Source organism: Bacteroides sp. Phil13 (assembly GCF_001940965.1).
Lineage (GTDB): Bacteria > Bacteroidota > Bacteroidia > Bacteroidales > Bacteroidaceae > Bacteroides > Bacteroides intestinalis.
In genome coordinates this window covers 48,857-62,833 of record NZ_MSHA01000044.1, presented here as the reverse complement: position 1 = coordinate 62,833, position 13,977 = coordinate 48,857, and the positions used below count along the sequence as shown (strand labels likewise).

11 protein-coding genes are annotated in these 13,977 nt (G+C 44.8%); 1 reads left to right on the top strand and 10 read right to left on the bottom strand.

The annotated features are described in order from the left end of the window. Positions 1 to 61 precede the first annotated feature (61 nt). The 9 genes from BWI44_RS08370 to rbsK form a co-directional block, all read right to left on the bottom strand. Positions 62 to 1,207 (bottom strand): glycoside hydrolase family protein, encoded by a 1,146-nt coding sequence (locus BWI44_RS08370; protein ID WP_195208585.1) that lies wholly within the window; start codon positions 1,205 to 1,207, stop codon positions 62 to 64. Positions 1,208 to 1,215: 8 nt separating this feature from the next. Next, the gene (locus tag BWI44_RS08365; protein WP_195208584.1) at positions 1,216 to 2,265 is read right to left on the bottom strand and encodes a nucleoside hydrolase; all 1,050 of its coding nucleotides are present in this window, start codon (positions 2,263 to 2,265) and stop codon (positions 1,216 to 1,218) included. Then, on the bottom strand, positions 2,262 to 2,468 hold the full coding sequence (locus BWI44_RS08360; protein WP_195208684.1) for a hypothetical protein: 207 nt from the start codon (positions 2,466 to 2,468) through the stop codon (positions 2,262 to 2,264). The genes BWI44_RS08365 and BWI44_RS08360 overlap by 4 nt, the downstream gene beginning before the upstream one ends. Next, complete coding sequence (locus tag BWI44_RS08355; protein WP_118940073.1) at positions 2,465 to 3,499, bottom strand: glycoside hydrolase family protein; 1,035 nt, start codon at positions 3,497 to 3,499, stop codon at positions 2,465 to 2,467. Before BWI44_RS08355 ends, BWI44_RS08360 begins: the two co-directional genes overlap by 4 nt. Before the next feature lie 55 nt (positions 3,500 to 3,554). After that, a complete protein-coding gene (locus BWI44_RS08350) occupies positions 3,555 to 4,541 on the bottom strand; it encodes a BACON domain-containing protein (RefSeq protein WP_115503755.1) in 987 nt (328 codons plus the stop codon). A 17-nt stretch (positions 4,542 to 4,558) separates the two neighbouring features. Then, the gene (locus tag BWI44_RS08345; RefSeq protein WP_195208583.1) at positions 4,559 to 6,127 is read right to left on the bottom strand and encodes a RagB/SusD family nutrient uptake outer membrane protein; all 1,569 of its coding nucleotides are present in this window, start codon (positions 6,125 to 6,127) and stop codon (positions 4,559 to 4,561) included. Positions 6,128 to 6,138: 11 nt separating this feature from the next. After that, positions 6,139 to 9,138 (bottom strand): SusC/RagA family TonB-linked outer membrane protein, encoded by a 3,000-nt coding sequence (locus tag BWI44_RS08340; RefSeq protein WP_195208582.1) that lies wholly within the window; start codon positions 9,136 to 9,138, stop codon positions 6,139 to 6,141. Positions 9,139 to 9,258: 120 nt separating this feature from the next. Continuing rightward, entirely contained in the window at positions 9,259 to 10,263 is a 1,005-nt protein-coding gene (locus tag BWI44_RS08335) for a GRP family sugar transporter (protein ID WP_007661255.1), read from the bottom strand. 23 nt (positions 10,264 to 10,286) lie between these two features. After that, positions 10,287 to 11,195, bottom strand: a complete 909-nt coding sequence (gene rbsK, locus BWI44_RS08330) for a ribokinase (protein ID WP_138291464.1) — start codon at positions 11,193 to 11,195, stop codon at positions 10,287 to 10,289. A 319-nt stretch (positions 11,196 to 11,514) separates the two neighbouring features. Here rbsK and BWI44_RS08325 point away from each other — a divergent pair, with 319 nt between their 5' ends. Continuing rightward, complete coding sequence (locus tag BWI44_RS08325) at positions 11,515 to 13,056, top strand: BT2802 family ribose utilization protein (RefSeq protein WP_117707265.1); 1,542 nt, start codon at positions 11,515 to 11,517, stop codon at positions 13,054 to 13,056. A 53-nt stretch (positions 13,057 to 13,109) separates the two neighbouring features. Here the strand turns inward: BWI44_RS08325 and lgt are convergent, their stop codons facing one another. Next, positions 13,110 to 13,937, bottom strand: a complete 828-nt coding sequence (gene lgt, locus BWI44_RS08320; RefSeq protein ID WP_229036090.1) for a prolipoprotein diacylglyceryl transferase — start codon at positions 13,935 to 13,937, stop codon at positions 13,110 to 13,112. Between the last annotated feature and the right edge of the window lie 40 nt (positions 13,938 to 13,977).

Here is a 13,977-nt window from a genome sequence, read left to right as displayed (position 1 = left end):
AGCTTGTTTTTCCGGTAATCAACTGAAACTACTAAATTCGGTTGATTACCGGAATTACTTTTTATTTACTCTTTACTACCTTACTTTTCCAGATGTGGTACGTCCACTCCGCATGACTGCTGCCCGAAGGTTGTACATCAGGGGCTGCCTTGCTGACTGTAAAGTAGAATTCCGGTTCTTCCCAGTCTTGCAGGTGGCCGAAATTATCTCTCAGCAAAGTGGCATTGTGGTTTCTCGGATAGCCGGTATCATCCGGAGTGATCCGGTAAATCGGTGTCCAGTTACCTCTTTGATTGGTGAAGTCAGAAAGGTTCATGTAGTCTATTTCCAATGAAGAATTCAGGTAATTGGGATAATCACTGGGCATAGGCTGTACCGGACGTATCATGACGATTTTATCCGCATCCTTGTCAATTGCAAATTCCGAGTTACAGGTATAATCCCTTGACTGGTTGTCAATGGTCTTTAAACCTGTCTGTACAATTGTTTGCGGGGTACTGATGGAATATGTATCCATATTACTGAAATCCGCTTCGGCCCAGACGATGCGCGTCCCCCCGATATCACCTACGGTATAAGTCAGCAGTAGCTTACCTTTTCCATCCAGAGATACGACAGAAGGCTGGCCTACTCCCCATGACTTACCGCCGCCACCTATTTCCTGGTCACCTTCGCTCGACCATGTTTTCTTCACAATCTGCTGCGGATACTTCACCCAGCTATCTGCACCAAGGTCGTTGCTGAACGCGACACCGATTTCATTGTAATATACTCCGTACATATTACTCAGGAAGAACATGGCATACTTGTAGGTAGTATTCTTCCAAGTGAAGTTACCTTCGATAACAGAAGGGTCACAGGTATGGTGATCGTCCCATGAACCTGATACACCAGGCTGCAATACACTTTTGGCAGCAGTCTGTGTACCATCCGGGTTGATCTTGATATGGAAGATATTATCGACCATGATCAAATTTTCCGGATTGCCGCAGAAGTATAGATGAACTGTTCCATCAGCTTGTTTCAAGGCACTTGGGCAGTAAGAATACTTGCTCTGGCCTTGGAAACCGAATACAAATTCCGGTTTTGTGATGGTTACGGTAGGTGTAGGTGTTGGCGGGTCTATCGGAGGGGTTTCTCCGGGGTCGGTGTCCGAGCAGGAACACATGAGCCATAAACTTATGAGACCCAATAGATATTTAGTCATAATGCTTATTATTTATTGAAGTGAGCCGGTTGCTTGGTCAGTAACTGGACGAAATGTTGTTTGATATTCTCAGCCTGAATGGAATCTACTGTCAGGTAGTAACGGTTTCCTGCGGCATCGGGAGTAAATTCAGTAGCACCTTGGTCCGTTACGTTTATTTTACCTGCCGGAGAAACGTTGAAATAGGATGGACCTTCAACGGAATATAGTACGGAAGTCAAGTCCCATGTAGGACGGTCGTAAGGCATCTGTTGGTAGCTTTTATATGCTTCTACCATTGGGTGCATAGGAGCCCATCTGAAATCGTTTTCAATGCTGCTGCCGGGATAGTTGATGGCGATACCTACTTCGAAAGGAGAGGTCACCAGTGTGGTAGGCCATTCGGAGAATATCTTCTTTGCCGCCGGAATGTCTTTCACTACGTTATATTCGAACAGGTTGGGATTATTGAAGCAGCCTGCCATGGTACACAGCAGTTTTACTTTTTGGGCAACAAGCTCTTTTCCGGTCAGCGGAGATACATCGTCAGCCGGAGTATCCAACAGGCGTGCAAGGTTCGTGGAGAAACCTACGGAGATGATGGTAACAGAACTGTCCGGTTGCTGTGCCAATAGCTTACGATAGAGGGCAGGCGCTTCCGGCAGTTGGTTATAGTCACCTTTCAGTGAGCGCTTGAAAGCCGGTTCACCGTTATCTTTCTGGATGAGGCATACGGCTTTGGCATAGTTTGTAGCATCGTTCTCACAGTCGGCTCCGTTGTGTATGATTCCGATAGGAATTTGAGGATAGCCGTACCAGGTATTCATGATGTCGGTGTATTCGGCCGGATAAGTTCCTTCTTTGTTGATGGTGATGCCTAATAAGTCGATATCTCCTGCGTCCAGATACTTGTAAAGCATATCCAGTGCCAGTGCATCGTCCACGTCGTTACCTATATCCGTTTCCAGAATAATTTTGGGTACATTCGGGGTGATTTCCGCAGTTTGTTGTTTCTTGGAAGTGCAGCTTGATAGAGCCAATACTAACAAGCCAATCAAATAAAGTTTGCTCTTTCTCATGACGGTATATTTAAAAAATTAGTGACTGGGTCGGGCAGTCCGAAGCCCATAATGAGGTCCATGTTATCTCTCGGGTCCTGATACGGATGATACAAGTCGGTGATTACCACTACGGGAATCTTTTTGTATTGCCCTGATGCCTTCCCACAAGGGAAGGCAAGAATAAGAGCAATGCATACTATTTGCAGGATTGTTTTATTCATTTGAAATAGTTTTTGAGATTAAACGTAGCCGAATACAGGTCGTATGACCATAGCCAGTTTTCACCTGTCATGGCGGGAGTGAAGTACATCACCAGTTCATCGTCATTAAGCATGTAACCTTTCGTATCCGTCAGGATACCCGGATTGTGATTTCTTGGGAATCCTGTTTCTTCCGGTCCTGCATGACCGATTTCAATCCATCCGTCTTCCTCGGTAAAGAGACTTTCTGTTCTTGGTTTGTATGCCAGCCGGCAGACATCTCCTACCCAAGTCGGTATCTCTTTGATGGGGGACACACGGGTTTCCGAAACCATATATATATTCTTGTCGGACATGGCAGGATAGCTGTTGGCGCTCAGGAAAGGAATTGCTTTCTCTTCGCCCAATATGATATTATCCAGATCATTCAATTTTATTTCGCGCATACAGAAAGGTCCGTTCTCCGTAGTCGAATGATAGAATAATTGTATGGTCGTAGAGTCTTTGACGATTGTTGTACTTTGCCCCACACCCCATTTGGTAGTATCTTCATAAGCCACCAGCGGATTGCGGTCGAACTTGATATACGGGCCTTCGATGTTCTTGGAAATGGCCAGTCCTATCTGGTTGTGGTTACAGTCCCAGCGGTCTACGCCCAGGTAGGTCATAATCCAGTTGTAAGTTTCTCCTTTATAAGTCGTTTTAAACTCACGTACGTCCGGGTCGCAGATGTGGCAGTTATCCCAGCCTGTCTCGGAAGGTTCGATGATCTGTGTGCCGGGTTGCCATACATAGCCTTTCTCCGTGGGGATTCCTTTGTATAGATAAACATAGTCCACAATCTTGAACGGATCACGATTCTCACATACAAAGCCGTACCGGATGCCGTACTGGTCTTCTATGATGCTCGGAGCATAGTTATAATGGCCGGCACCGCCGCTGAATTCATACCGGATTTGCGGTGTGAGTTTCTGCGGTTCATTGCCGTCATTGCCCTTGCAACTCAAAAGTGTGAGCAAGGTAAGGTATATGTAGGTCTTATAGTTGTTCATCTCTTTAAATTTAGTTCGTTAATAATTGAGTTGTCGGGTATATAGATGCTATAAATCAATCCTCGACTTGTATGTTCTTGACAGGTCGGATCATGGCTGCACGTGCTTTCTGTCCGTCACCCCAACCCCATGTGTCGCGGTAGCCGCCGGAGTCTCCCAGTGACATGCCACCGTGGGTAGGACTTAATGAATTTCCGCTGCGAACGGCACAGAGCCAGGTGCGGTCCATCATTCCGGTTTCATTTCTCCAACCGCTTTGAGGCAGGAAGAGGCAACCGAGTTGTTTTAGATTATCTTTTGTAGCACGTTTGGCAGTAACCTCGTCAACGCCAATAATGATGCCATCGGTTTTGAATCCGGTCTGGGCTGCTGTAACCCATGTTGCTCCTTTTTCCCAAAGAGCTACCATTTCTTCCGTGGTAGGCACACGCCAGCCCTCGGGAGAAGGGTCGTTTTCGGTAGTCCAGTTGGTACCGTCGTTGGTATAGCTTGAAGGCCAGTTAGCCGGTGCCGGATCGTCCTGCGGGCCAGCTGGATAACCTACTTTGCGGTTGAACTGATAGAGTTGCCCTATATCATCGGGAGAGGCCGCGAAAGTTCCCGGAGTGCCTACATTCTTGGTAGACCATATAAGGCCGTTTATCAGCACTTCGTCTTCACCCAGTACCATTGTCTCTTGCAACACCTTTGACTTTAATATCCGGGTACCGGAGCTTACTTCAACGATGACCGAACGGTTCTTTACGAAAGAGGTGGTCGGCTTTACAGTAACGGTGATTACTTTTCTGCCGCTTCCTGACGTTTCACTCAGTGTGCACCAGCCCTGGGCTGAGCTATTGGAATTTGTCAGTTCGGCTGTCCACGATTCATTGCCGTTGACTGTCAGTTCATAAGTTCCGCCATCAGCGCTTACAGGTATGGCTACCGGAAATATGGCGAACTCATTGGGATTGCTTTCGATGACGTAATCGGAATCATTTCCGCATCCCCATAACGTCAGCAGTACAATGACTGCTCCTATTAAATATTTTGTATTGATCATAGCTCAAATGTCTTCAATTAGTACTGGTCATTTTGGTTCAAATTCGGATTGTTGTCCACTTCGCTTTGCGGGATTGGCATACGGATGGATTTACCGATTATAAAGTTATTGAAGTCGCTGTCGCGTGCTTTCAGTTCGTTCAATGTGGTCTGGTCGTTGATACCCCAACGTTTCAAGTCGACCCAACGCACACACTCCATGGCAAGCTCCAGGGCGCGTTCTATCTTCAGGTGTTCGCGGAAAGCATCTTTGTTGGTGCTGATCTGGGAGCCGTTGTAATATTTACTGTCCTCTATGTTGGGTAGATTGACGCGGTTGCGTACGCGGTTGAGGCATTCAATGGCTTTTGAAGGTGGTGTGGCATTCAGTTCGTTGAGTGCTTCAGCATACAGTAACAGCATATCGGCATAACGCAGGGAACGGAAGTTATTATCATTCCAGTAATACAGTGGGGAGGCATCTGTACTATACTTCTTGATGAAGACGCGGTTGCCCCAGTCGCTGTTCCATGAAGAGCCGTATATCAACTGGTTGGGATATTCGGGGAAGTCGGAGGCTGCACCGTCATACCACAGAGTGTAGAACAAGCGGGAATCGTTCTTTCCATCCGTTGTTTGTTCGCGCTTGTAGTAGTCCACCAGCCAGCGTCTTGCTTCGATGTTGTTCCAGCCGATTCCGGTAGGAGCCTGGTTCATTTCAATCTGTGTACCCAGTTGCGCATTCGGGTCCAGGTAGTTGTCTGTCTGGTCGAAGCCCACCTTGTTGGTCAGAGAGAAGTGAATCTCATACAGTGACTCTTTGTTATCTTCCGTATAGTTGCTGAAATTATCAGCCCAGTTGGGTACCAGTGTGTAGTAGTTCTTCCCTTCGCCATCAACGAGCCATTCGAGACATCTTTTGGCATCTTCCCATTTGTGATGCTGTGCATAAGCTTTGGCCAGTAATCCGTAGGCGGCGCCTTTTGTTGGGCGGCCGTAGTTATTGGCGTCACGTGTGGAAGGGAGCTTGGTGATGGCATCTTCCAGGTCTTCTTCTATTTGTATCAAAACTTCGTCAGCGCTAGCCTGCATGGGCTTATCAGCTGCTGAAGAGGTATTTAGCACGAGAGGTACATTGTCCCACAAGGCAGTAAGGTAGAAGTAATAGAAAGCACGCAGGAACTTAGTTTGCCCAATGAGGTCATCCTTGTGCGTTGCATTACCGAACGGTACGTTACCTATATTGTCCAATACTTGATTAGCACGGAAAATGGCAGTATAGTGTTCCCGCCATATCTTGGTATTGACTTCTGAGAAGTTATAGTCGGTAAAGATGAACTTGGTGTATTCGTTCAATTCGGTCCATCCGGCATAACTTACGCCTTCGTCCGCCATACCTATCATCTGTGTATAGATATTACGTGTCCAGGTTCCCTGACGATAGAACATTCCGTATACGGCTACTACACCGGCCTCGACGTCAGATTCCGTCTTCCAGTATACGCCTGTACTCAGGGTATTTTCATTTTGCAGATCGAGCAAAGAGGGGTCGCACGACGTGAATAATGCCGTGACACCGCATAATATATAAAGAGCTATTTTTTTCATTTCAGCAGTATTTAGAAAGTGAATGATAATGCAAACTGAACAGCGCGTGGGTTAGGGAACGAACAATAATCTGCTCCCATAGTGAAGATGCCGCTGTCTGCAAATTCAGGATCCAGACCGGAGTATCCGGTAAAGGTCACCAGGTTTTGTAAAGTAACCGATGCACGGAGTCTTTCTAATCCAATCTTCTTAATGTAACGGGTAGGTACTGTATAACCTAACGTAATATCGCTCAGGCGGAAGAATGAACCGTTTTCCAACCAGCGGTCCTGATCGCTTCGACTGTTGCGGGAGTCTCCGTATACAATACGTGGACGGTCGTTAACCGGGTGCTCTTGTGTCCAGGGGATAATGCCGTTGAAGTTGTTCTGGTTGTTGGCAAAGTCACCGGCTGCTGATGCCGAACCGTTCCATACTTTCTGCCCGAAGCGACCGTAGCCGTTGATGTTCAGGTCGAAGCCTTTGTAGGATGCACCGAGACTTATTCCTAATTCAAGTTTGGGCCAAGGGCTGCCTACTATCTGGCGGTCTTCGGATGATATATTGCCATCGCCGTTGTAGTCGTCATACTTAATATCACCTGGCAAAGCATTAGGTTGTATGATCTTGCCTTCTGAGTTTACATAGTTCCGTACTTCTTCTTCTGACTGGAAGATACCATTCATTTTGTAGAGATACCACATACCGAGCGGTTCGCCGATTACGGTTTTGGCAAGAGTCGTATTGTAGACTGTTTGCCCGTATCCCAAATCAAGTACTTTATTCTTGATATGTGAAATGTTCAGTGAAGCGGAGTAGGCAAAGTCGCGAATCTGATCGTTCCAGCCGATTTCCATTTCAAATCCTTTATTTTCCAGGCTACCAGCATTCACGGCAGGTGCACCACCTTCATTACCCGAACTCATCAGGATGGGGAGGTAAACCAAGAGGTCTTTACTCTTTGAATAGAAATACTCAGCACTTAAACGGAAACGGTTATTGAATGCAACCAGGTCGAAACCGACGTTAGCGGTTGTTTTCTTTTCCCAAACCAGGTCATTGTTGGTTAACTGAGATTGAGTCATACCAATCAATATGTTTTCTGGACTTCCGAATACGGCGCGCGGAGCTGTGTTGATGGTGGACTGGTAGTCCCAATAACCGATACTACTGTTACCGAGAGTACCGTAATTGGCACGTATTTTCAAGTCATCAATCCAGGGTACATTGAAGAACTTCTCGCCACTAATACGCCAGCCCAATGAAACGGAAAGGAAGTTTCCCCAACGGTCATTCTTAGGTAGGCGGGAAGTACCGTCACGACGGGCTGTTACTTGTGCCAGGTATTTGTCGGCATAGGAGTAGTTGATGCGTCCGAGATAAGATATCAATGCTGATTCGCCATAGCTACCGCCTGCGGTGGTATTTCCGGTGGCAGCATCCAGAGATGTGATGTATTTGTCGCCTATCATCAATGGATCGAGTTTGGTAATCCAACGTTTTTCTTCGTGGAACTTATTGTAAGTGATACCAAACAGTGCATTCACATCATGTTTACCGAATTTATGCTTAAAATTGTAGGTTTGCTCAATCAGTATATCATGATTCTTGGCACTATCGTAACCCAGATGCGCGGCATCGTCACCTTGTCCCATAACCCAATTACCTTTCTTGCGCAGGGAGTTCGTAACGCCCATATAACTTTTATAGGCAACATTCAGTTTTGCATCGAACATCCCAAAGAGTGAAATCTGCCCGTAGATGTTTCCGGTCAGGTATTCCTCTTCATTGTTTCGTATATACAAGTCCTGCATGGCTACTGAATTCAGGCCGTAAGAGTTGGCACGGTCTACATCGCCGTATCCGTATCCGCCGACATGTGACTCGTCATATACCGGAATAGTGGGTGGCATACCGATGAAGTCGCTCCAGGGATTACCGTTCAGTATCTTCCTGTCGGATTTGGTGTAGTAGAAATTCTCACCGTATGAGAAAATACCTTTCTGTCCGCTGGTGTTGATACGGAAGCCGTATTTGTCGTAACCGGTACGGTAGAGAGCACCATCATCGACCATGCGGTTCAGAGATGCGTAATACTTCACAGTCTTGGAACCTCCGGAAAGGGATACATTGTAGTTCTGCAATACACCTGTACCCAACATTTCATCTTGCCAGTCTGTATTTCCATCATAGTGGTTCTGGCGTTTTGTAACGCCTGAAACTCCTGCCAGGATGGCTTCGTCATAAGCACGGTCGTTATAAATCTTGTAAGTCTCTGCATCCATCAGGTCGTAGCGGGGGAGCCAGCTCAGTGTCAGTTGTGAGTCAAACTTCACTTTCAGGTCACCTTCTTTACCTTGCTTGGTAGTGATGATTACAACTCCATTTGCTGCACGTGAACCATAGATGGCTGCTGATGAGGCATCTTTCAATACTTGAATAGACTCAATGTCTTCTACATTGACACCCAAATCACTGCCACCATAGGCACCGTCGATGATGAATAACGGGTTGTTGTTGGTCAAACTACCCAGACCGCGAATGTTGATGGTGGCACTGGAACCCGGTTGTCCACTACTTGTAATCTTTACGCCCGAAGTAAGTCCGCGCATGGCTTCCACCACATTGCCCGAAACACGTTCGGCCAAAGCGTCTTCCTTTACCGTAGAAATGGAACCGAGCAGGTCTTTCTTCTTGACGGAGCCGTAACCAATTACAACTACTTCATCCAATATTTCATTTTCAGGCTCTAATGTGATGTTAATGACATTGTTAGTGCCTACTTTCACCTTTTGCTTGGTAAATCCGATAAAACTGAATTCGAGGGTAGCCCCCTGATTCACTTTGATTTCATATCTACCGTTGATGTCGGTGGTGGTTCCAAAGGTACGGTCACCGTCCTTCGCCAGAATGGATACTCCGGGAAGACTTTCCCCGGTATTATCGTTTACAGTGCCTGTGACGCTGACTTGTGCGTACAAATTGAGCGAGCACATGCAAAGACAGAATACTATTATTTGAATCGGTCTCATGTATTAAAATTTTAGAGGTTGAACGAAAAATATATTTTAGTTCAGGCAATTCCCTTCTCCTTTTTCACTCCGTGAGAAGTAGAAAAAGAAAGCGTTTATTTAGTAAGAGTGAGGAGCCGGTTAATTGGCTCCGGAGATGATAATTGCTCCTAAACCGGATATAAACAGAACGAACATGCAGGCCAGAAGAATATTTACCGTGCGGGAAGAACCTTTGAATTCTTTCCAGATAAATATGCCCCACAGGGCTGCGATCATGGGTGCTCCTTGTCCTAATGCGTAAGAGATAGCTGCACCGGCTTTTCCTGCTGCAATGTAACTGAGAGCCGTACCCAGTCCCCAAATAGCTCCTCCCAGCACTCCGACCATGTGTGTGCTGAACTTGCCTTGGAAATACTCCTTATAGCTCACCGGAGTACCTACAAACGGTTTTTTCATCACGATGGTATTGATAATGAAATTACTTATGAAGATACCTATTGCGAATATAAAGAATGCTGAATACGGAGTAGCCATTGTGGGGGTAGGTGACTCAAAATTGTTCAAGTCCATGGCGGCAGCAACAAACCGATAGAAGAAAGACATCAGTACACCGGCTATAATGGCAATGATAATCCCTTTCTTATTGGTGCTGCTTCCTTTCTGGTTCATCTTTCCGGCAGCTATGGCATTAAATATTATAGCCAATACGACGAGTGCCACACCACTGAACAGGATTACTGCATCGCCTTTAGGTTCACCGAAATAATTGACGAAAACACCTAATACCAAGGCTATGCCGACTCCTAACGGGAATGCTACCGTAAGCCCTGCCATAGAGACGGAAGCTGATAAAAGGATGTTGGACAGATTGAATATGACGCCTCCTGCAAAAGCACTTGCATAGTTCTCCATACTGATCTGCTTCAAATCTTCAACAAAACCGCGTCCGGCATCTCCCGTGCTGCCCAGAGTGAAACCTAAGAGGAGAGAGAAGGCAAGGATACCGATTACGTAATCCCAGTAGAACAATTCGTAACGCCAGGTTTTCCCGGCAAGTTTCTGTGTATTACCCCACGAACCCCAGCAGAGCATCGTGACAACGCAGAAAATAACTGCTAATGAATAACTGTCGACTATAAACATGGTATTAGATTTTAAATTACTATTTATAAAACATCAATTTCTTTACGATAGGGTAGGGAGGGCTGGGCCCCCATTCGGGTCACAGTGATGGACGCACATTTATTGGCGAATTTAACTGCATCCAACACATCTACATCTTCGGATAAAGCAACGCACAATGCACCACAGAAAGTATCTCCCGCTGCTGTTGTGTCTACGGCTTTGACTTTGGGTACGGGTACTTCATGGAATGTATCTTTTTCTTTAATCAATGCTCCTTTGGAACCAAGGGTGATAACTACGATGTCCACTCCTTTGGCACTGATGATATCCGCAGCCTTGCGTGCGCTTTCCCAATCGGTTACTTTGACGCCGGAGAGGATTTCAGCTTCCGTTTCATTGGGGATGATCATGTACAGGTTCTGTAGTAGTTTGTTGGAGAGCGCACGGGCAGGTGCTGGGTTTAGTATCACCTTGATGCCTTGTTCGCTGGCTATCTGGGCGGCATATTCCACTGTTTCAATAGGGATTTCCAATTGCATCAGCAGGATATCGCCTTTTTCTATGGTAGACTGTGCCTTCCGGATGTCTTCGGGACTCAATGAACCATTGGCTCCGGAAGCGATGGCAATGCTGTTTTCTCCGTTCATATCCACCATAATTAATGCTACGCCCGAGGGGAGTGTGGGGTCTGAATAGATATTTTCAACATGAATACCTTCGTCTTCGTACTGTTCTATGGAACGTTTGCCGAACAAGTCATTTCCGGTTTTGGCTATGAAATGCACATTTCCTTTCAATCTGGCAGCGGCTACAGCCTGGTTGGCTCCTTTGCCTCCGGGATTCATCATGAAACTACCGCCTATGATTGTTTCTCCTGGTACAGGAAGACGGTCAGCTTTGATGACCATATCCGTATTACAACTGCCTATTACAATGATATTTTTGCTCATGGTTACTTTATTAGTTTTAAGATTGAATAATTGAATATTGGATACTGTGCTTTCTTTTTCTATTCCAAAAGTATGCGATACTTAGTACATAAGCAAACAAAAAACAATGATTTTTAATACTGGTAAAATGAATATAATTATAAATTGATACATTTAAATAATTGATATATAAATATATAATAAATAGTTAGTTGTGGTGATTATGATATTAGTAATATTGATAAAGCCTATATTATTCCGTGAAAATATTGCTTGCTTTCATTTTTTTCTCTACCTTGCTATCGTAAAAGATGTGTATCTAAAAAAATCTGCTAATACTATGCTAAAGTCCGAATCCCTCATTCATCTGATTAATAATCTCACTAAACAGGAGAAGAAAGAATTCTCCCTGTATATCTCTAATAAACCGGAGAAGGATTATATCTTTCTTTTCAGGTTGATTGATGATAAGAAGATAAGTGATCCCGAAGAATTGAAGATGGCTTTTCTGGCAGCCAAACCTGCTTCTTCATTCAATACGGTAGTCATTTATTTATTTGATTTGTTGATAGACATATTGACCCGGTTGCGGACAGAACAGGATAGTTATTATCTCTTGTTCAATGAATTGCTGCACGCAAGGGTTTTGTATGAGAAATCCATGTATCAGGAATGCTTCCAAGTATTGAAAAAGGTAAAAGAGAAAGCGGTGTATTATGAGAATCACTTTGCGTTGCTGGTAGCGCAAAGGCTGGAACTGAACTATCTTCTGACATTGGATTTTGAAGATATGGATGAACAGAAGCTGTTGAATAAGCAATATAAGATGAATAATACATTGAAAAGTATCCGCCAGCTGAATGAGCAGTCTTCATTGTACGAGCTGTTGAAGTATAGAATGATAAACAGAGGGGCTTCGAGGTCACTTGAGGAAACTCAGAAATTGGATGACTTGGTAACCAGTGAAATCAGTATTGTAGCAAGTGCAGGCGTTGAGAACTTTGAAATAAAAAAGAATCATCAGTTATTCCAGGCGAATTACTTTATCACAGTAGGGGATTACAAAGCAGCATTTAACTCGTTTGTAGAATTGAACAAGCTCTTTGAAGAGAACAGCCATTTGTGGAATAATCCTCCGGTCTATTACCTGATGACGGTGGAAGGTATGCTGGAAAGTCTGCGTATCATGCACAATTATGAGGGCATGAATTATTTCATTGAAAAGTTGGCGAAGTTGTCTTCGCCATCATCCAGTTTCCAGCTGAATGTTATGTATGTGATCTTTATCTACCGGTTGTTTTCGTTTATTGATGCAGGTGATTTCGATAAAGCAGGAATATGGATTGCTGAACATCAAGCCTCGTTGATTGATAAGATGCTACTGCTGAAGGAGCAACAACAGGCGGAAATGTCATTGTATATTGCTCTGATCCATTTGGGAAATGGGGAGTACAGGAAAGCCCGGAAACGGCTGAGTGCGACTATCGGTAGAGGTCATCTATATTCTCTTCCGTTGTTTCGTACTATTAGGATCGTGAATGTGATGATTCATTATGAATTGGGGGATATAGACTATATTCAGTCTGAAATTCGCTCTATCAAGCGGGAAATGTCCAAAAACAAGGGATATAATCTGAAGGTAGAATCCTTTCTGCTTAAGTTCCTGAATTATTCTTTCGCTGACACGAATCGGAAAAAGCGTGCGGAGATATGGGAAAGTATGGCGGAAGAAGTCCATGCCTTGTATGCAGATAAATATGAAACTCAGATTCTGCGTAAGTTCGACTTTGTGGCATGGGTTGAGGCTAAGATATTTGAGGTGCCTTTGAGTGATATTCTGAAGCGGGAACACGCTTCAAAGAGTAAATGGCAGCATCGATAGAATGAATGAGGATGTATCAAAATAAGAATTGTACATCCTCATTCATTCTATTTCTATGCTTTCTTCTTTCCGTAGAAGAACATGAAGTACACGCCTATAATCACGAACGGAACGCTGAGCCATTGTCCCATATTCAGTGACATGCTATTCTCGAAATCTACCTGGTTCTCTTTCAGGAATTCCACGAAGAAGCGGAATACGAATATCTCTGTGAGACAGAGGCCGAAGAAGAAACCACGATGTAATTTCTTGCTATAATTCTTATACAAGAAAATCATGATCAGGAAGAATATGAAATAAGCGATGGCCTCGTAAAGCTGTGCCGGATGGCGGGGGAGCATATCTACCCGTTCGAATACGAAAGCCCAGGGTACATCGGTTGCTTTACCTATGATTTCGGAGTTCATCAGGTTGGCGAGGCGGATGAAGCAGGCACAGATAGGGGTGGACACGGCTATCATGTCCAGCACATCCATATAGTGCATCTTAGTTTTGCGGCAGTACATCCACAAGGCAATAATCAATCCGAGTGTTCCGCCATGACTGGCAAGACCTGCATAACCGGTCCATTTCCAACCACCATCGGGCAAAAACTGGATAGGCAATATCATTTCCCAGAAATGATGCAGGTAATATTCCGGCTGATAGAATAGGCAGTGCCCTAATCGTGCTCCGATGAGAATACCGAAGAAGCAATAGAAGAACAGCGGTTCGAACTTGTCGTCACCAATTTTTTTGTCTTTATACTGGTAACGAACTACAAAATAGGAGCATGCGATGCCAATGACCCACAATAGGCCGTAATAACGGACGGGTACATGACCGAACAGGTTGAACAGTTCGGGGTTGGGGTTCCAGTTGATGGTTAGTAATGAGAGCATATTTTCAATATATTTGGTTTACAAATGAGCTTATTTACTT

Bases quoted from the DNA above. Each gene is read 5' to 3' on its own strand.
- BWI44_RS08370 (WP_195208585.1), bottom strand. From the start codon at position 1,207: ATGACTAAATATCTATTGGGTCTCATAAGTTTATGGCTCATGTGTTCC.
- BWI44_RS08365 (WP_195208584.1), bottom strand. From the start codon at position 2,265: ATGAGAAAGAGCAAACTTTATTTGATTGGCTTGTTAGTATTGGCTCTA.
- BWI44_RS08360 (WP_195208684.1), bottom strand. From the start codon at position 2,468: ATGAATAAAACAATCCTGCAAATAGTATGCATTGCTCTTATTCTTGCC.
- BWI44_RS08355 (WP_118940073.1), bottom strand. From the start codon at position 3,499: ATGAACAACTATAAGACCTACATATACCTTACCTTGCTCACACTTTTG.
- BWI44_RS08350 (WP_115503755.1), bottom strand. From the start codon at position 4,541: ATGATCAATACAAAATATTTAATAGGAGCAGTCATTGTACTGCTGACG.
- BWI44_RS08345 (WP_195208583.1), bottom strand. From the start codon at position 6,127: ATGAAAAAAATAGCTCTTTATATATTATGCGGTGTCACGGCATTATTC.
- BWI44_RS08340 (WP_195208582.1), bottom strand. From the start codon at position 9,138: ATGAGACCGATTCAAATAATAGTATTCTGTCTTTGCATGTGCTCGCTC.
- BWI44_RS08335 (WP_007661255.1), bottom strand. From the start codon at position 10,263: ATGTTTATAGTCGACAGTTATTCATTAGCAGTTATTTTCTGCGTTGTC.
- rbsK (WP_138291464.1), bottom strand. From the start codon at position 11,195: ATGAGCAAAAATATCATTGTAATAGGCAGTTGTAATACGGATATGGTC.
- BWI44_RS08325 (WP_117707265.1), top strand. From the start codon at position 11,515: ATGCTAAAGTCCGAATCCCTCATTCATCTGATTAATAATCTCACTAAA.
- lgt (WP_229036090.1), bottom strand. From the start codon at position 13,937: ATGCTCTCATTACTAACCATCAACTGGAACCCCAACCCCGAACTGTTC.